Annotated in this window: 13 protein-coding genes; 8 read left to right on the forward strand and 5 right to left on the reverse strand. The window is 71.9% G+C overall.

From position 1 onward, the window contains the following. Positions 1–642: 642 nt before the first annotated feature. Positions 643–1,119, forward strand: coding sequence for a MarR family winged helix-turn-helix transcriptional regulator (locus tag IEY87_RS03125; protein ID WP_189136908.1), 477 nt, complete (start codon positions 643–645; stop codon positions 1,117–1,119). Between the two features lie 107 nt (positions 1,120–1,226). Here the strand turns inward: IEY87_RS03125 and rph are convergent, their stop codons facing one another. Next, positions 1,227–3,839 carry a rifamycin-inactivating phosphotransferase gene (rph, locus tag IEY87_RS03130; protein WP_189136909.1) on the reverse strand — a complete coding sequence of 871 codons (2,613 nt, stop codon included), beginning with the start codon at positions 3,837–3,839 and terminating at the stop codon, positions 1,227–1,229. Positions 3,840–4,392: 553 nt separating this feature from the next. Between rph and IEY87_RS03135 the strand changes: the two genes are divergently transcribed. Both IEY87_RS03135 and IEY87_RS03140 read left to right on the forward strand, forming a co-directional pair. Continuing rightward, on the forward strand, positions 4,393–4,926 hold the full coding sequence (locus IEY87_RS03135; protein ID WP_189136910.1) for a YbhB/YbcL family Raf kinase inhibitor-like protein: 534 nt from the start codon (positions 4,393–4,395) through the stop codon (positions 4,924–4,926). A gap of 100 nt (positions 4,927–5,026) precedes the next feature. Further along, positions 5,027–6,049, forward strand: coding sequence for an LLM class flavin-dependent oxidoreductase (locus IEY87_RS03140; RefSeq protein WP_189136911.1), 1,023 nt, complete (start codon positions 5,027–5,029; stop codon positions 6,047–6,049). Between the two features lie 100 nt (positions 6,050–6,149). Here IEY87_RS03140 and IEY87_RS03145 read toward each other — a convergent pair whose 3' ends face one another. From IEY87_RS03145 to IEY87_RS03160, 4 genes are all read right to left on the reverse strand, one after another. Then, complete coding sequence (locus IEY87_RS03145) at positions 6,150–7,106, reverse strand: ArsR/SmtB family transcription factor (protein ID WP_189136912.1); 957 nt, start codon at positions 7,104–7,106, stop codon at positions 6,150–6,152. A gap of 126 nt (positions 7,107–7,232) precedes the next feature. Then, positions 7,233–9,146 carry an ABC transporter ATP-binding protein gene (locus IEY87_RS03150; RefSeq protein ID WP_189136913.1) on the reverse strand — a complete coding sequence of 638 codons (1,914 nt, stop codon included), beginning with the start codon at positions 9,144–9,146 and terminating at the stop codon, positions 7,233–7,235. Beyond that, on the reverse strand, positions 9,146–10,480 hold the full coding sequence (locus IEY87_RS03155) for a lanthionine synthetase LanC family protein (RefSeq protein ID WP_268241351.1): 1,335 nt from the start codon (positions 10,478–10,480) through the stop codon (positions 9,146–9,148). Before IEY87_RS03155 ends, IEY87_RS03150 begins: the two co-directional genes overlap by 1 nt. Continuing rightward, the gene (locus IEY87_RS03160; RefSeq protein ID WP_189136915.1) at positions 10,378–10,596 is read right to left on the reverse strand and encodes a hypothetical protein; all 219 of its coding nucleotides are present in this window, start codon (positions 10,594–10,596) and stop codon (positions 10,378–10,380) included. Before IEY87_RS03160 ends, IEY87_RS03155 begins: the two co-directional genes overlap by 103 nt. A gap of 202 nt (positions 10,597–10,798) precedes the next feature. Between IEY87_RS03160 and IEY87_RS03165 the strand changes: the two genes are divergently transcribed. The 5 genes from IEY87_RS03165 to IEY87_RS03185 all read left to right on the forward strand — a co-directional run bounded on the left by IEY87_RS03165 (position 10,799) and on the right by IEY87_RS03185 (position 17,667). Continuing rightward, complete coding sequence (locus tag IEY87_RS03165) at positions 10,799–13,762, forward strand: lantibiotic dehydratase (RefSeq protein WP_189136916.1); 2,964 nt, start codon at positions 10,799–10,801, stop codon at positions 13,760–13,762. Continuing rightward, the gene (locus tag IEY87_RS03170; RefSeq protein ID WP_189136917.1) at positions 13,759–15,042 is read left to right on the forward strand and encodes a lanthionine synthetase C family protein; all 1,284 of its coding nucleotides are present in this window, start codon (positions 13,759–13,761) and stop codon (positions 15,040–15,042) included. The genes IEY87_RS03165 and IEY87_RS03170 overlap by 4 nt, the downstream gene beginning before the upstream one ends. 32 nt (positions 15,043–15,074) lie before the next feature. Then, positions 15,075–16,325 carry a cupin domain-containing protein gene (locus IEY87_RS03175; protein ID WP_189136918.1) on the forward strand — a complete coding sequence of 417 codons (1,251 nt, stop codon included), beginning with the start codon at positions 15,075–15,077 and terminating at the stop codon, positions 16,323–16,325. Between the two features lie 158 nt (positions 16,326–16,483). Next, on the forward strand, positions 16,484–16,912 hold the full coding sequence (locus tag IEY87_RS03180) for an organic hydroperoxide resistance protein (protein WP_189136919.1): 429 nt from the start codon (positions 16,484–16,486) through the stop codon (positions 16,910–16,912). Between the two features lie 17 nt (positions 16,913–16,929). Next, positions 16,930–17,667 (forward strand): TetR/AcrR family transcriptional regulator, encoded by a 738-nt coding sequence (locus IEY87_RS03185; protein WP_225276794.1) that lies wholly within the window; start codon positions 16,930–16,932, stop codon positions 17,665–17,667. The last annotated feature ends 3 nt before the right edge of the window (positions 17,668–17,670 follow it).

Raw genomic sequence — 17,670 nt, forward strand, 5'->3', positions numbered from 1 at the left:
CGGCAGGACCCATGCGTCACGCACCTGCCGGAAGCGCCGTCCCGCCGAGTCGTGAATGGACGAACCCTCCTTGCCTTCGACATGGCGAACACCATTTATGAGGCGTGGGCGCATTGACCTGTCCTTTCGCACGCCAGTGCCGGAACGCGCCCCAGGGACACGAACCAGGCAGAGTCGGGATTGCCGTGCTTGCGAAAAAACCTGCCGGGCGAACCATCGGCGGAAGCGCCGATTGCGAAGGCTGGTAGGTGATTCTGGTTCTACCGGAAGGTAAGAGTGGGCCCAGATTCATTCGAGATCGGCCGGTGACCGGCCATGAACAAGAGGGGATCAGAGCGCTCGAGTCGAGCGGCCCGGATATGGAATTTTTTCGTTCAACGATCAGACGCGTGGCCACCGCCATCGAATGCCCTGAACGTCACGACGACACGGGCCCATCGGTGCCCGTCCCCGGCGGCGCCGGTCAGCGCGCCCCGCAGGGGCGAAGTCCCGTGCCGGAGGGCACACAGGAGATGATGGACAGCCCGCGCCTCCTGACCATCGCTGGGTGGACATGGGTTTGAACATGAGCTTCTGATGGAAGCTGTCTTATATAAGACAGCTTACTTGAGGCCATCACAGGATTCAATACGGAGTTGTCAAATGGCCTCTGACGATGTGAACAGTGTCGATCCGCTCACCCGGCCCTACTATCTGATCTACCAGCTCGGCTTCCTCATCGGCCATGACCTGGACCGCGTCCTGCGGCCGCTGGGCCTCACCCGTGCGCAACTCGGCGCCCTGAGCCACCTCGCCCGCGAGGGCGACATGTCGGCCGCTGATCTGGCCAGGAAGAGCCACATCACCGCCCAGTCCATGGGTGCGGCCATCATGCAGCTGGCCGCGGAGGGGCTCGTGGTACGCCGGGTGCGCAAGGAGAACGCCCGCGTCATCGACACCTCCATCACCGACAAGGGGCGCAGCCTGTACACGAAGGTGCGGGAGAAGCTGCGCGACACGGAGGCACTGCTGCTGCGGGAGCTGGACGACGATGACCTCGAACGCTTCGTCGGCCTGCTCCAGCACGTCTACGCCAGGTTGCAGACAGAAGAGATGGCCGACCGCGGCCGGCAGAGATAGCCGCCGGCAGCGGCGACGCGGAGGTCATCGCGCGCATCCCTGTGGCCGGGCGCCGTGGCAGGACATCTGCCACGGTCGAGCCATCGGCGGCTTGCCGGGGTGGTGGGTCAAGGCAGGATTTCGATGTACCCGTCGGTTCCGTGGACGCGGATCCGCTGCCCGTCCTGAATCAGCCGGGTGGCCCCCTCCACGCCCACGACGGCCGGCAAGCCGTACTCCCGGGCGATCACCGCGCCATGGGTCATCAGGCCGCCCACCTCCGTCACCAGGCCCGTGATCGCGACGAACACGGGCGACCAGCTGGGGTCCGTGTAGGCCGTGACCAGGATGTCGCCCGGCTGAAGATCGGCCTGCGCCATGTCCAGGATGACGCGGGCCCGCCCTTCGACGGTCCCGGCGGAGACCGGCAGGCCGACCAGGGCGCCGGCCGGCACGTCGGCGCGCCGGTACGCGCCGTTGACGGCCTCGCCGTCCGAGGTGAGCACCCGGGGCGGGGTGAGCGCGTGGTAGGACCGGAACGCGTCCTTGCGCCGCTGGATGAGCCGGTCATCCACGCTGTGCGAGCGTACGACGTCGTGGAGCTCCTGGAACGTGAGGTAGTAGACGTCCTCCCGCTCGGCCAGCACGCCGGCCCGGACGAGGCGCTCGGCTTCTGCCAGCACGGCCTGCTTGTAGACGAAGTAGCGGCTGATGATGCCGTACTTCGGATACTCGCGGTAGCCGATGAAGGTCCGGACCCGGTCGATCATCCGCTTGGCCTCGTCGGCCTTCCGCTCCCCGTCCGGAAGGGCCCGCAGGCGTGCCAGCACGTCCTGCTCCTTCTTCGCCGCCTCCTGCCGCCCGTGCTCGAAGCGGCGCTCGGCGGCGCCCGGCTCGAAGTTCCTGACGTTGTCGAGGATCACGGGCACGAGCGTGGCAGGGCGCTCGCTCCACCGCGGCCTCGTGATGTCGATCTCGCCGACGCAGCGCATGCCGTACCGGTCGAGGTAGGCCGTGATGGCGTCGCGCGCCTCGGCCCCGCCCGCGAGCTTCGGCAGCTCGTCCAGGAAGCTCCCGTCCTGGAGGCCCTCGTTCTCGACGCTCTGGAGAAACGCCACCACCTCCGGATGGGGGCGGATCATGTCCGCGACGTCGAGCAGCGCCAGGCCCATCTCCGACGTGATGTTGCCGGGGGCGGACAGCGTGAGCGTGTCGGCCGCGTTCTTCTCCCCTAGCCACTCATGCAGCTTGTCGTTGAGCCACCACGTGGCCTCCATGCCCGCCATGATCACCTGGAGGACCAGCGGATCGGCGAGGGCTCGCTTGTGCTCCTGGAAGGCCTCCAGCAGGAAGTCGAACAGCGCCGGTCCGGTCTTCGCCCGGATGTCGCGCCGCAGGGCGGCGACGGACGCCTCGCTGCGCTCGATCAGCTCGGTGACGATGGCCGGATCGGTCTCGATCGGGGCGGGCGGGCCCCCGGCCGGCGGCCCGCCGGGACCCGCGTCCGGGAGCGACGGGACGAAGCCGTCGCGGTCCAGGACGGTCTCCAGCGCGTCCCTGATCAGCGGATCGGATCGCCCCGAGAGGTCCAGGAGGGCGGCGCGGCTCGCGGGCGAGGCCAGGCGCCGGGTGACGTCGACGAACAGCCGGCCGCCGGCCTCGTGCATCGCCACCATGGCCGTCAACTGCCAGAAGGAGAACCCCAGGGGCTTCATGGGGTCGGTCATCATCTGCTGATGACCGACGGAGACGTAGACGTGATTGTCCTGGTCGTCGGCCGCGGGGATGGGGAACAGCGTGGTGATCGGCCGGGCCTGCACGATCTGGAAACCGTCGTCGACCAGGCACCATTCGATGTCCTGCGGGCGGCCGAAGTGCGCTTCGATCCGCCGGCCGAGCCGTACGAGCCGCACGACCTGCGCATCCGTCAGTGCCGGCCGCTCCTGCCGTCCCGGGTCGATCGCCACTTCCCGCGTCCCGCCGGTCGGCTGGGAGTGGAGGGCGCGCTTCTTGGTGGCGACCGTCCTGGCGACGACCTCGCCGTCTCGTACGGTGAACACGTCCGGGTTCACCAGGCCGGAGACCAGGGCCTCGCCGAGGCCGAAGCCGGCGTCCACGGTGGCGACCTTCCGGTTGCCCGTGACGGGGTCGGCCGTGAACAGGACGCCGGCCGCCTGGGGGTCGACAATCCGCTGTACGACGACGGCCATGTGGACCTTCCGGTGGTCGAAGCCGTTGCGCCGGCGGTAGGTCACGGCCCGCTCGGTGAACAGCGAGGCCCAGCACCGGCTGACATGCCGGAGAACCGCCGCCGGCCCCATGACGTTCAGGTACGAGTCCTGCTGGCCCGCGAAGGAGGCCGTCGGCAGGTCCTCCGCCGTCGCGCTCGACCGGACGGCGTAGGCGGCCTGCTCGCCGAGCCGGGCGAGAGCGCGGGTGATCGCCGTCTCGATGTCGCGGGGGATGGCGATCTCTTCGATGGTCCGGCGGATCTCCGCGCTGAGCGTGCGGATCGCCTCCCGGTCCGCCGGGTCCAGGCGGGACAGCTGATCGAGCCGGTCGCCGATCGACGGCGCTTCCGCCAGGACCCGCCGGAAGGCGTCCGTCGTCACGCAGAAGCCGGCCGGCACGCGGACGCCGTCGATCCGCGACAGCCCGCCCAAGTGCGCGCCCTTGCCGCCGACGACCGCGCCCCGCGTCTCGTCGACCTCGTCCAGACCCAGCACGTACGGCTCGATCATCGCGCCACCTCCGAGCCGGACACCCGCACCCGCGTGCCGTGCGCCCATGATCGCGCCGCCGGTCCCGTCGCTGGTTCGACGTCACCGCGTCCCCCGTACATCGCCCAACACACACGCACGTCGTGCCCCCATTTTCCGCAGGTTGTGGCTTCGGCCGATGATTCTGCGGTATGACCCGGGTCTTGCCGCAAGCCCCCCGGTGCGCTATACGTTAGGAGAGGAGAGGGATCTTCCTCCAGCCGCCGCGTGCCATGGGGCCGTCGGCACACCCGCTCGGATGGCGCAGCCGGACCAGCCGCTGCCTGCCGGGCCGGCAGACCGCCCGCTGACCGAGCTCGTCATGCCGCGGATCCCGGACGGCGACCGTACATCCCAAAAGCGACCAGCCCTCGCGCTGGTCGACGCTGCCTGAGTCATGCCCTTGCCATAGACGATCCGACAGATAATCGATTATCTATGTTATGGTCGATTCAGTGGTGATGAAAGACGGTGGTCTGCCCCTCTGTCTCCGCATCACCGTCACCCCACAGCACGGCCTGAAAGGAACGACGCGATGAGCGCCAACGACCCCTTCGCCCGCCTTCCCGAGGCGGCCTCCTTCACCGTCACCAGCACGACCGTCGCCGACGGCGCCGCCTGGTCGCCCGAGCAGTTCTCCTCCGGCGTCCCCGGCGGCAAGGACGTCTCCCCGCAGCTGTCCTGGAGCGGCGCCCCGGAAGGCACCAAGAGCTACGCCGTCACCGTCTACGACCCCGACGCCCCCACCGGGTCCGGCTTCTGGCACTGGGCGGTCGCCGACATCCCCGCCTCGGTCACCGAGCTGCCCGAAGGCGCCGGCGACGACACCGGCTCGGGCCTGCCCGGGGGCGCCTTCCAGCTGCCCAACGACGCCCGCGCGGCCCGTTTCCTGGGCGCCGCCCCGCCCGCCGGGCACGGCCCGCACCGCTATGTCGTCGTGGTGCACGCCCTCGACGTCGCGTCCATCGGCGTCCCGGCCGACGCCACCCCGGCTCTTCTCGGCTTCATCATGACCGGCCACATCCTCGGCCGCGCGGTCCTGACCGCCACCGCCGAGACCCCCGCCTGACGAGCGGCAGGTCCGGACTCATCGACACCAGGGATGTGTCTCCGCACTGTCCTGGAGCTTGAGGCGGAATGTCATTGCTGGGGGGAAGGTTGAAGAGCGTATGAAGAAGATTGGTTTCCTGAGCTTCGGGCACTGGTCGTCGTCGCCGTACTCGAAGGCGCGCAGCGCGTCCGACACCCTGCTGCAGTCGATCGAGCTGGCGGTGGCCGCCGAGGAGCTCGGCGCCGACGGCGCCTACTTCCGCGTCCATCACTTCGCCCAGCAACTCGCGAGCCCGTTCCCGCTGCTGGCGGCGGTCGGCGCGCGGACGAGCCGGATCGAGATCGGCACGGGCGTCATCGACATGCGGTACGAGAACCCTCTCTACATGGCCGAGGACGCGGGCGCGGCCGATCTCATCGCGGGCGGGCGGCTTCAGCTCGGCATCAGCCGTGGATCACCCGAGCAGGTGATCGACGGCTGGCGCTACTTCGGCCACGAGCCGGCCGAGGGTGAGACCGAGGCGGACATGGCGCGCAGGCACGCGGAGGTCTTCCTCAAGATGCTGGAGGGCGAGGGGTTCGCCGAGCCGAACCCGCGGCCGATGTTCCCCAACCCGCCCGGACCGCTGCGCCTCGAACCGTACTCGGCCGGGCTGCGGCAGCGGATCTGGTGGGGTTCCAGCTCGAACGCCACCGCGAAGTGGGCCGCCGGGCTGGGCATGCACCTGATGAGCTCCACGCTCAAGGACGACGAGAACGGCAAGCCGTTCCACGTGCAGCAGGCCGAGCAGATCGCGGCCTACCGGGAGGCGTGGAAGGAGGCGGGTCACGAGGGCGAGCCGCGGGTGTCGGTGAGCCGCTCGATCATGCCGATCGTCAACGAGACGGACCGCGCGTACTTCGGTCACGACCGCGCCAGCTCCGACCAGATCGGCTTCATCGACGCCACCACCAGGGCCATCTTCGGCCGCACGTACGCCGCCGAGCCCGACGTGCTCGTCAAGGAGCTGGCCGCCGACGAGGCGATCGCCGCGGCCGACACGCTCGTGCTGACGGTGCCCAGCCAGCTCGGCGTGGACTACAACGCCCACCTGCTCTCATCGGTCCTGACCGAGGTCGCCCCGGCACTCGGCTGGCGCTGACGGCGGCCGCACCGTACGCGCCGGACGGCGGTCAGGTGATCGCGCCGGGTGCCAGGACGGCGTGAACGCCCCAGGTCTCGTTCGCCACGGGAGTCGCCGGTCAGCGGCAGAACAGCTCCAGCAGCTCCTCCGCCCGGTGGGTGCGGGCGATCCACACCTCGCGGCCCCGGCGCTCCCGCTGGATCAGCCGTCCGGCGCTCAGCCGGTCGCAGTGGTACGTCAGGCCGCTGGGCGCGATCCGCAGGTCCAGGGCCAGCATGCTCATCGTCATGGGCTGGTCCAGGGCGCAGAGCAGGTGCGCGCGGACCGGGCCCAGGAGCGCCGACAGCTCGTCCACGGCGGGCGCGGCGGGCTTGCGCCACAACGAGTCCGCGCCGGGCACCGGGTAGGCGATCCAGACGGCGTCCGGGCCGTCCAGGCTGACGATCACGGCGTCCTTGCCGGCCAGCATGGGCACCAGAACGAGCTTCCTGTCGCCCAGCTCGAACGTACTCGACTCCAGGTCGGAGATGAGCAGGCCGCGCTCGCCGTACACGATGCGGTCGCTCAGCGTGCCCAGCAGCAGCTCGTGGCCGCCCCGCACGGCCGCGACGCCCACCCGCTCGATCTCCCTGTCGAGGAGCGGGCGGGCACGTTCCCACACGGGTTGCGTGGCGGTCCAGACGTCGGTGAGGGCGCTGGCGTACCCGCGCAGCCAGTGCGCGGGCCGCTCGGCCGCCGAGCGCCAGTGCGGCGGCGGCGTGCCCGGGCCGAACGCCTGCTCCAGGTCCTCGATCAGCGCGTCGGGCGAGGTGTCGTGCAGGGCGCTGATCTGCGACCTCACGCTGACATCGCCGTCGACGGGGGAGCGCGGCACGATGCTGTCCGGCGCGATCGAGCTGCCGGGTACGGCCAGCGGGCGCACGGCGTCCTGGCCGAGCGGGCCGACCTGTGCGGCGATCGCCTTGCGCCACGGCTCGGGCAGGCCACGGCGGCGCCCCGCGAGGGCGTCGGCGATCATGGCGAGCGCGGTCAGGTTGGGCGAGATCGAGATCTGGAGCTGAGGTGTGGAGCTCACCCGCAACTCGCTCCACACTCTGGTCTTCGTTGTTGTCTGGGCCTGCACAGGTAGGACTGTAGACAGCGAAGATATCTTCTCGGAATGCTTCAACGATGTTTGAAGTATCCGGACGCCGCGAACAGGTCAGACGATCGTGTACTGCGCCGCCTGCAGCCGGTACATGGACGCGTACGGCCCGTCGGCCCGCATGAGCTCCGCGTGCCGCCCGTGCTCGACGACCCGGCCGGCGTCGAACACGTAGATGCGATCGGCCCGCGACACCGACGCCAGCCGGTGGGTCACGAGGATCACCGTCCGGCCGGCGGTCGCCAGCCCGGCGACCTGCTCGAAGATCTCGATCTCCGCCCTGGGGTCGAGCGCCGAGGTCGGCTCGTCGAAGACGACCACGGGCGCGTCCCTGAACCAGGCCCGGCCCAGGCCGATGCGCTGCCACTGACCCCCGGACAGCTCGGTCCCGCCCATGAACTCCCGCGCCAGCAGGGTCTCCCAGCCGTCGGGCAGGGCGGCGACCACGGCGTCGCTCCCGCTGGCCACGCTCGCCCGCCACAGCCGCTCGCGGTCCCCGGCGTCCTCAGGACGGCCGAGCGTCACGTTGACGTGGGCGGTGGCCGGCCAGCGGGCGAAGTCCTGGGCGACCAGCGCCACGCTGTCGAACACCTCTCGCCGGCGCAGCCGCTCGATCGGCACGCCGCCCCAGCTCACCTGCCCGGCCGTCGGGAGGTACAGGCCGCTGAGCAGCTTGGCCATCGTGCTCTTGCCCGAGCCGTTGGCGCCGACGAAGGCGACGATCTCGCCTGGCCGGATCAGCACGTCGACGCGGTCCAGGGCGAGCCGGGACTGGCCGGGGTAGGCGAAGGTCAGCGCGTCGGCGCGGATCTCGACCGGGCCGGCGGGCAGCGGCACCGGCCCGCTGCTCATCCGGTGCCGGCCGGCCTCCTCGCACGCGCGCTCCCATTCCAGGACGTACAGGCCCTGCTCGTACACCTGGTTGGTGGACATGACGAGGCTGAGGAGGCTCGCCTTCGCGGTGCGGATGGCGATCACGACCGCGCCGGCGACGGCGAGCGGGATCGTGCCGGAGACCAGCAGCAGGCCGAGCGTGAGGTAGGTGAGCACGGCGGCGGCCCCCGAGGCCGCGTCACCCGCCAGCCCCAGCCGGGCCTCCTCGCGGCCCAGCCTGCCCTGCTCGGCCTCGGCCTGCGCGGAGAGCCGGTCGTAGTGCCGCAGCAGGAAGGCCCCCGCGCCGTGCGCGCGCACCTCCGTGGCCACTTCGCGGCCGGTGAGCAGACCGCTGAGTACGTCAAGCTGACGGCCGAGTTCCATGTGCCGCTTGGCGGAGGCGAACCTGGCCCGGGCCGAGCGGACCGCGCTCCACCCCTTCGGCACCACCGTGGCCAGCAGCAGCGGCAGGAGCAGCGGGTGCAGCACGCCGAGCACCGCCCCCACCGCGACCAAGGTGGACAGACCACTCAGCAATTGCGCCGCCTGCGTGATCACGACGCGAGCCGCCCTGGTCCCCTGCCTGGCGGCCTCCAGGAGGTTGTGGAAGTCGGGCGACTCCAGCGCGCTCAGCTCGGCGTCGGCCGCCAGGGCCAGCAGCCGGGTGTAGGCCAGGCGTTCGACCGTGGGGCCGAGCCGGCTGACGGCCGCCCGGCCGGCCGCGCGCGCCAGGCTGCCCGCCGCCGCGGCGGCGGCCATCACCAGCAGCGCCGGCACCGCCGACCGCAGCCGCTCCGCCGACGGCTCGCCCGTCATGAGCGGCACCAGCACACGGTACGTCGACAGCAGCGTGACGACCGTCGCCACCGCCGAGACGGACTCGGCCACCACCACGGCCAGGAGCTGCCTGGGCGCGGCCTTCCTGGCCAGGCGGACCGTCACCGCGATCAGGCCGGGCAACTCGCGGACCATGGACAGCAGTCCCGTCCGCACCCCGGCGCCCTCGTGCTTGAGCTGGCCGTTCGAGGCCCGGATGCCACCGCCGAACAGCGGGTCGCGGACCTCGTCGGGCGCGTGCCCGGTGCGGTGGCGTCCCATCAGGCGGCCAGGAACAACGACGCCGCGAACCGGTCCCCGGCCGTGACCGTCAGCAGGGCCAGGGCGATTCCGGCGGCGCCGGTGAGCAGTCCGGGGTCGGGCACGTCGAACCCGAGCGGCCGCCGGCCGTCATAGCCGGCGCAGAGGCGATCGAACAGCTCGTTCGCTGCCGCGTCCAGGCCGAAGGCGGCACTGATCAGCATGAGACCCGCCCAGCCGTGGCAGATCCCCGGCGTATCCAGCCCCCACACCGCGGGGGCCGCCAGCAGGCGCTCCATCGCCTCGGTGGCGACGCGCCGGTACCGGGGCTCGCCGACGGCGTCGCCGGCCAGCCACAGGGCGCGGGCCACCCCCGGCACTCCGTAGCACCAGGAGGCGCGGCGAGCCGACGGATACCGGGTCGCGCCGTCGACGCCCGCCGGCCAGAACGTCCCCCATTCGTCCTGCCCAGCCTGGGCCAGGAGCCAGTCGGCGACCTGCCGAATCGTCCCGGACCGCTCCGCGCCGCCCGTTCCCGCGCCGCCCGTTCCCGCGCCGCCCGCTTCCGCGCCGCCCGTTCCCGCGCCGCCCGTTTCCGCGCCGCCCGTTTCCGCGCCGCCCGTTCCCGCGATGTCCGTTCCCGCGATGTCCGTTCCCGCGCCGCCGCCGTCCCGCGCGAGCAGCGCCAGTACGGCCAGCGCGCCGGCCACGCCGTGGGCCAGGCCGCAGTCGGCGTAGTCGGCGGCGACCGTCCACCCGGCGGGGATCCGGTGCGCGGGCATCGGGTAGGGCGGGCTCGCGCCCCCGGACCGCACCAGGGCGGCCAGCAGGTCCTCCCGTTTCGCACCAGGCGGTCTGAGGAGCAGGTAGAGGCCCGCGCCCGCCGTTCCTGAGACGAGGTCGTGGTCGGGCACCGCCGCCACCGCCGCGTCCGTCCGGCCGAGCAGCCGCTCGTAGGCGCCGGTGCTTCCGCGGAGCGACGCGGCGGCCACGCCCAGCCCCGCGATTCCGCCGTCGAAAAGGCCCGCTCTTCCCGCCGCTCCTGCTTTCACCGCGTCCGCGAGAAAACGATGACCCACTGTATTCCAGCCATTTTCCGGGGAAATTCTGCCAAGTGCGGCATAAAGCATGGCGAAACCCGCACCGCCCTGTGACAGCGATGCGGGATGACGCCGCGTGAATGGTTCGGCGGCGAGACGGGCCGCCAATTCCTGCGCGATGGACAGGGCGGTGGCTCGCCGGGAGGCGCTCGTCAGTAGCACATGCCCGGGGCCTTGGCCCCATAGGTGGGCGAGCACGTCCCGCAGTTCTGGGTGCCGCTGCACGTCCCGCTCCACGACACCTGCGTACCACACGTGTAGTCGCTGCCGCTGCACGCGTAGACGGGCGGGATCGCGTCGGTCTCGAACAGCTGCTCGATGTCGAGGTCGAAGACGTCCTCGGCGAGGTCGGCCTGGGCGACTGGGCTCACTTCGTGTTCCTTCCTTCGAAGAGCCCCGATCGGGCTCATCGGGAAAGAAGCGTATCCAGTGCCGACGACGGAATATCGTCCACTTATACAAAAGTCGAAGTGTCCGGCCCGCGTGTTTCGCCGGTGTTATGCTCTCGTCCTCGTTCAGCCGAGTCCGGCGAAGCCGTATTACTCGCACCGGCCACTGATGAAAAGGCAAGGAATGGCAGAGTTCGAGGTCGCCGATTTCGCGTTGCTGCGCATGAGCACGCTGCCCGCAGGACGGGCGGCCCAGACCCGGACCGACAGCGGCGACCCGGCGGCCTACCTCCGGTCCATCACCGCCGACCTCCTGGTCCGGGAAGCCGTCGCGGTGTCCAGCCCGTCGCTCGCCCGCACACTGGACCTCGTGCACGACGGGCGTGCCGTCGAAGGGAAGAAGCTGCGGCGCGCCGTCGTGTCGACGACCCGCTACCTGCTCCGGATGGCCACCAGGCCCACCCCGTTCGGGCTGATGGCCGGGGTGACGGAGGTGCGCTTCGACGACCTGGGCAAGCTCCGGCTGGGCGACCGGCACCAGAAGCTGACCCGGCCCGACACCGCCTGGCTCCTGGACGTCGTCCGCGGCCACGAACGCGACCCCGAGGTGCTCCGCCGGCTGCGCGTCGTGCTGAACGGCCTGTGCCAGGTGCGCGGCGATCGGCTGTCCCTGCCGCACATGCCCCGCGACGGCGACGCCGCGGTGCGCGAACTGTCGGTCGGCATGAGCCCGCTGGTGCGCTCCGTCATGGCGTACGCCCGGCGGCCCGTCGCCTACACCGAGCTGGTCGACCACCTGCTCCTCTCCTTCCCGCAGGGCGCCAAGGAGAAGGCGGAGCAGGCGCTGGCCACCATGGTGGAGCGGGAGTTCCTGCTCACCGACCTGGTGCCGCCGGACGACGCTCCCGACCAGATCGCGCACGTCACCGCCCGGCTGCCCCCGGCCGCGCGGGCCGGGCTGGAGGCGAGCGCCGCCGCGCTGCGCGCCTACGCCGCCGTCCCGGCGGGCAGTGGCCTGCCCGCCCTGCGGGAGGCGCTGAGCAGCGCCGAGGCCGTGCGCGCCGGCCATCACGCGCCGCACGTGGACCTCAGGATGGACGCCGACGTACGCCTTCCGCAGGTGGTCGCGCAGGAGCTGGCGCAGCTGGGCCGCACCCTGGTCCGCATCACGCCGCCCGACGCGGGCATCGAGCACCTGCGCCGCTACTACGACGAGTTCCTCGACAGGTACGGCACCGCCCGCCTCGTTCCGCTGAAGGAGCTGCTGGACGGCGAGCTCGGTCTCGGGGGCCCGGCCGGCTACCGGGCGTCCGAGCGGGCCGAGATCGAACCCGAGGAGGACCGCTACCGCAACCGGGTGCTCGGCGAGCTGGCCCAGGGGGCCGTGCTGGACGGCCGGCTCGAGGTGGAGCTGGACGACGCCACGCTCGACCGGCTGTCCGACCGCGACGACGGCCGCCTGCCCGAGGTCCTGGAGCTCGGCGTCCACCTGCTCGCCGACTCGATGGAAGAGCTGAACGACGGGGACTTCCGGCTCGTGCTGGCCAACATGCCGCTCTCGCGCAGGCTGGGGGCCATGACGGGACGATTCACGTACTTCTTGGATGAGTTGCGCGAGCAGACGGCGCGCATGTGGCGGGAGAGCGCGGACGCGGTGCCGGCGCAGGTGACGTTCCAGCCCGCCTGGACCCGGATCATGAACGTGGCCCGGGTGCCGTCCCTGATCGAGCGCACCCTGCCGGTGGGCAGGTTCGCCGATCCGGGCGACGAGGCGGTGCTGACCCTGGACGAGCTGGCGGTGGGCGCCTCCGGCGACCGGCTGTTCCTGTGGTCCACCCGGCTGGAGTCGGAGATCGTGCCGGCCACCCCGCACATGCTGGTCGTCCCCCGGGTGGCCCTGGACGCCGTCCGCTTCGTGTACGAGATCGGCGAGGCCAGGCACCGGGTCTGCAAGGGGTGGGACTGGGGGCTGGCGGGCCGGCTGCTGCCCTACCTGCCACGGGTGCGCCGGGGCCGCTCGATCCTGGCCTCCGCCATCTGGCGGCCGGCCGCCGAGCTCAACGACGTCAAGGCGCCCGAGGCCGACTGGGGCCGGCGGTTCGACGCCTGGCGGGAGCGGTGGCGGGTGCCGTCGCAGGTCTACCTGACCAACGGCGACAACCGTATCGGGCTCGACCTGGACGCGCCGCTGCACCGCGACATCCTCCGCCGCGAGCTGGACCGCCGCCCCAGCACGCTCCTGGTGGAGGCGCCCGGCGGCGCCGGCTTCGGCGCCGGCTGGCTCGGCGGGCGCGCCAACGAGGTCACCGCGACGCTCCGCTCGACGGCGCAGGAGCCGCCGATCCGCACCGCGGCCCGGCCGGTCCCGCCGCCGCCACGGCACCAGCCGGGCGGCGAGTGGCTGTTCGCCAAGCTCTACGCCTCGGCCGACCGGCACACCGACCTCATCAGGCAGTGGTTGCCCGCCCTGCGCGCGGCGCTGCCGCCGGAGGTGGACCGCTGGTTCTTCATCCGCTACTTCGATCCGGGCCCGCACCTGCGCATCCGCGTGCACGCCGAGCCGGCCACGCTGCGTCGGGAGGTGCTGCCCCTGGTGCACGACTGGGCCGCCGACCTGCGCCGGGCCGGGCTGGCCCGGTCCCTCCAGCTCGACACCTACGAGCCCGAGGCCGACAGGTACGGCGGGGTGGAGGCGCTGGAGGCGGCCGAGCGGGTCTTCGCCGCGGACAGCGACGCCGTGCTGGCCCAGCTGCGGCTGCGCCCGGACCTGACCCCGGAGCTGCTGGCCGCGGCGAACTACGCCGACCTCGCCCGCGCCTTCCACGGCGAGGGCTGGCAGGACTGGCTGCTGGCCGCCTACCCGGTCGGCGAGCACCACCGGGCGTTCCAGTCGGTCCGGCGCACCGCCGTGGAGCTGATCGCCGACGGAGACCCCCGCCTGGCGGAGATCTGGCGCCCGCGCGCCCGCGTCGCCACCGAGTACGGCGAGCTGATCAGATCCCTGCACCGCCGGACACCCCTGGCCGCGCTGCTCCACATGCACCACAACCGGCTGATCGGGGTGTCGAAGCTGTCCGAGGGCATCTCCTACGCCATCGCCCGCGGCGCCGTGCAGGCTCTGCGTGACCGGGCCAGGCACGGGCGATGACGGCGACCCGGGAGCGGGCCGCCCAGGTCGCCGAGGAGGTGACGCGGCGGCTGGCCGACCCGGCCGCGGTCGAGCGGGTGGCCGCGGCCAACACCGATCAGCTCGCGGACGGGCGGCGCCCGCTGGTCTGGCATCCGATGTCGCTCAACGAGGGCTACCTGGGGATCGCCCTCCTGCACAGCGAACGGGGGGACCGCGACCGGGCGTACGCCTTCCTGAGCGCCGCGGCCCGCACCCGGCCCGCTCGGCACGCCCTCCTCGACGGCCTGCCCGCCCTGCTGTTCACCGTGAGGGCCGCCGCCACCAGGCCCGGCGACTACGCGAGCCTGCTGAGCCGGGCCGAGCCGGCGGTGCGGGAGCTGACCCGGGAGCGCGCCGCCGCCGAGCACACCCGGCTGCGACCCGGGCGCGACGGCGTCGAGTTCGCCGCCTACGACATCGTCGAAGGGCTCGCCGGGCTGGGCCGCCTCGTGCTGGAGTACGGCGACACCGAGCCGCTGTCCTACCTCATCGCCCTGACCGAGCCCATCGAGAGGGCGGGCACGTCCGTACCGGGCTGGCTGGTCACGCACGCCGCGGTCAGGGGCGACCACGCGGGGGACGGGCACTTCAATCTCGGTCTCGCGCACGGAGTCCCCGGCCCGCTGGCCCTGCTGGCGATCGCGTACGGCCGGGGCCTGCGCCTGCCGGGCCACGCGCAGGCGATGGAGCGCGTCGCGGACTGGCTGCTCGACTGGGCGCGCGGCGGGTCGTGGCCGCCGACGGTGCCGCTGCACGTGCAACGCGAGCGGGCGGCCGCACCGGGACGACGGCCGCACGATCACCGGGAGCCGATCCGCCCCGCCTGGTGCTACGGCACGGCCGGCGTGGCCCGCGCGCTCTACCTCGCCGGGCAGGCGCTGGACCGGCCCGGCTGGCGGGAGGCGGCGATCCGGTCGTTGCACGAGACGCTGGCCCGTCCCTGGGACACCTGGGGGATGGTGGACGCCGGGCTGTGCCACGGCTGGGCGGGCATGCTGCACATCGTCGGGCAGATCGGCCGCGACAGCGGTGACGAACGGCTCCTGGCCCACGCCGACGCGCTGGCCGGGCGCGTGCTGGACGCGTTCGCCGAGGACGCGCCGTTCGGATTCCGCTACGCCGCCTCCGGGGACGCCGAGGTCTCTCCTGACCGGGTCGGGCTGCTCGAAGGCGCCGCCGGCATCGCGCTCGCGCTCCATCACCACAGCAGCGGCAAGTCCTCCGCGACCGGCTGGGACACCGCCCTGCTGCTGAACTGACCGATCATCGGCAAGCGAAAGGACCGTATCGCATGGTGGGGTTGGCTGCCCTCGTGGGCGACGTCGAGCAGTTCTTCACCCGTCACCTCGGGAAGAGGCCGCTGCTGCGCGGCGGCGCGATCGCCGACGTCCGCGCGATCGCCTCTCTCGACGACATCGACCGCGTCATCACCGGCAGCGGCCTTCGGGCCCCGGGCGTACGCGTCGTGAAGGACGGCACGGTCCTGCCCCAGGACCGCTACACCTCGCCCTCCACCCTCGGCTACGCCGGCCTCACGGACGTCGTCGACCCCGCCAAGGTGACGCGCCTCTTCCGGGGCGGGGCCACGATCGTGCTCGGCACGGTGGACCTTCTCCTGCCCCGCCTGCACGAGCTGTGCAAGAACGTCGAGATGGACGTCGGCCATCCCGTGGACGCCAACGTCTACATCGCCCCGCCCGGCGCGAACGCCTTCCAGGTCCACTGCGACGCGCAGGACATCCTCGTCATCCAGGTGTACGGCGGCAAGCGATGGACCCTGTTCGACCACATCGTCCCCAACCCCGGCGGCGGCCGGATGCTCCCCGGCCTGGACGCCCCCTCCACCGTGTACGACCTGCGCGCCGGCGACGTCCTCTACGTTCCGCGCGGTATGCCGCACCTGGTGCGCACCGACACCTCGTCCTCCGTCCACGTCACCCTCAGCATCAACACGCTGACGTGGGCGGACCTGCTGACCGACCTCACCGCGCGGATCCTGCGCTCCGACGCCTACAGCCGTCCCCTGCCCATGGGCCGCGATGTCGCCCGCCAGGCCGAGCCCCTGCTCAAGCAGTATGCGGACGAGCTCGCGGCGAGGCTCGCCGACAGCGACGCCGCCGCCCTGCACCGGGCGATCTACAGCCGCCCCGCCTTCGCCGAGGGCCACCGGACCGGGCTGCTCCGCGACGCGCTGCTCGACACCCCGCCACCCGGCCGACCGGACCGCATCACCCTGCGCCCCGGCACCTGGCCGATCATCGCCAACCCGGACGCAACGACGGAACGCCCCGGCGCGACACCTAGCGCGGCGCCCGGGGCGGCATCCGGCGTGACACCCGGTGCGCGGGGCCGGGGGGAGGCCGTCCGTATCGAGGTCGGCGGCCGGGCGTTCCAGGTCGCGCCCGAGGTGGCCGACGCCTGCCGCCGGCTGCTCGACGGCGGACCGCTGCCCGTCGAGGCCTTGTCGGCGGATACAGCCGCCGGGGCCCGCATCGCGGAGGTCCTGCTCGCGCTCGGCCTGTGCACGACGTCACCGCACTGACAGCCGCGGCCGGACGCGCGCCCCGCCACCGACGCTCGGGTCGGCACTCTTTCGAGATAGAACGTTCGGTCTTGACATGTGCGTGGCGAAAGGCCACGATAGCTGGAGATAGAACGTTCGGTCTTGTCTTGTTGGCCGTGAAAGGAAACCGCATCATCATGAGCAAAGCGCTTTATCTCGGCATTGCCACCTCCACCGGCGACGGCAGGGCGGGAGGCCAGGCGAGAAGCGACGACGGCGTCCTCGACATCTCCCTGGCGATCCCGAAGGAGATGGGTGGTCCCGGCGGGGCGACCAACCCGGAGCAGCTGTTCGCGGCGGGATGGGCGTCGTGCTTCCACTCGGCGCTCAAGGCCGTCGCGGCCCAGCGGCAAATGAAGATCGCCGACTCCGCGGTCATCGCCGAGGTGCAGGTGTACGCGACGCCGGAAGGCGGGTTCAACCTCGGTGCCGCACTGCACGTCGAACTGTCCGGGGTGGAGCAGGCGGTGGCCGACGAGCTCGTCGAAGCCGCCCACGCGGTCTGCCCGTACTCCAACGCCACCCGCGGCAACATTCCGGTGACCATTGACGCGACCGTCGCCTGATACCGGTGGTCGGGCCGATGTGCGTCATCGGCCCGACCGCCGCGGCCGGATCACGCCGGACCGGCCGGTGGGGAGGGGCGCCGAAGCTGATCTATCATGGCCGCATGGTGAGGGATTCCGGCTCCACGCCGACCGCCGCCGGCTTGAGCAGTCGTGAGGTCATCTTGACCGTGGCCCGCACCCTCATCGGCGAAAAAGGCTACGACGGCATGGCCATCTCGGACCTGTGCGCGCAGTCCGGGCTGCCACCGAGCTCGATCTACTACCACTTCGGGAACAAGCTCGGCATCCTGGCGGCGCTCCTTGAGCGCACCTTCGAGGAGCTGCACGCCCTGTTCCCCAATCCGTCCTCCTTCGACGACCTGGCGCCGCTCGAGCGTCTTGAAGCGTGGTTCTCGGCGGCGTGCAGTTCCCTCGACCGGCGGCCTGACTATCTTCGCCTTCTGGTCGCCATCAGCGTGGGCCCGCAGAAGGACTCCGAGGTGGTCCGGCGGACCGTGCGCCGCATCCGCGACTACGCCCACGCGTCCTGGGTGGAAGCGCTCACGCCGATCTTCGCGCCGAACGGCGGCGAAGAGGACGAAGCTCTCGTCGAGCGGCTGGCCGTCCTCGGGCGAGCCCTGACGGACGGCCTTTCCGTGTCCGAGAGCTTCGACGACCTGTCCTACAGCTCGCAGGTCGCCCCGTTCGTTTCCCTGATCAGTGGCTTGGCGGAGCACCGCGGCGGCGGGGGGCCGCAGGCACGCGCGACGTAAAGC

It is taken from the genome of Nonomuraea glycinis (assembly GCF_014646515.1).
GTDB lineage: Bacteria > Actinomycetota > Actinomycetes > Streptosporangiales > Streptosporangiaceae > Nonomuraea > Nonomuraea glycinis.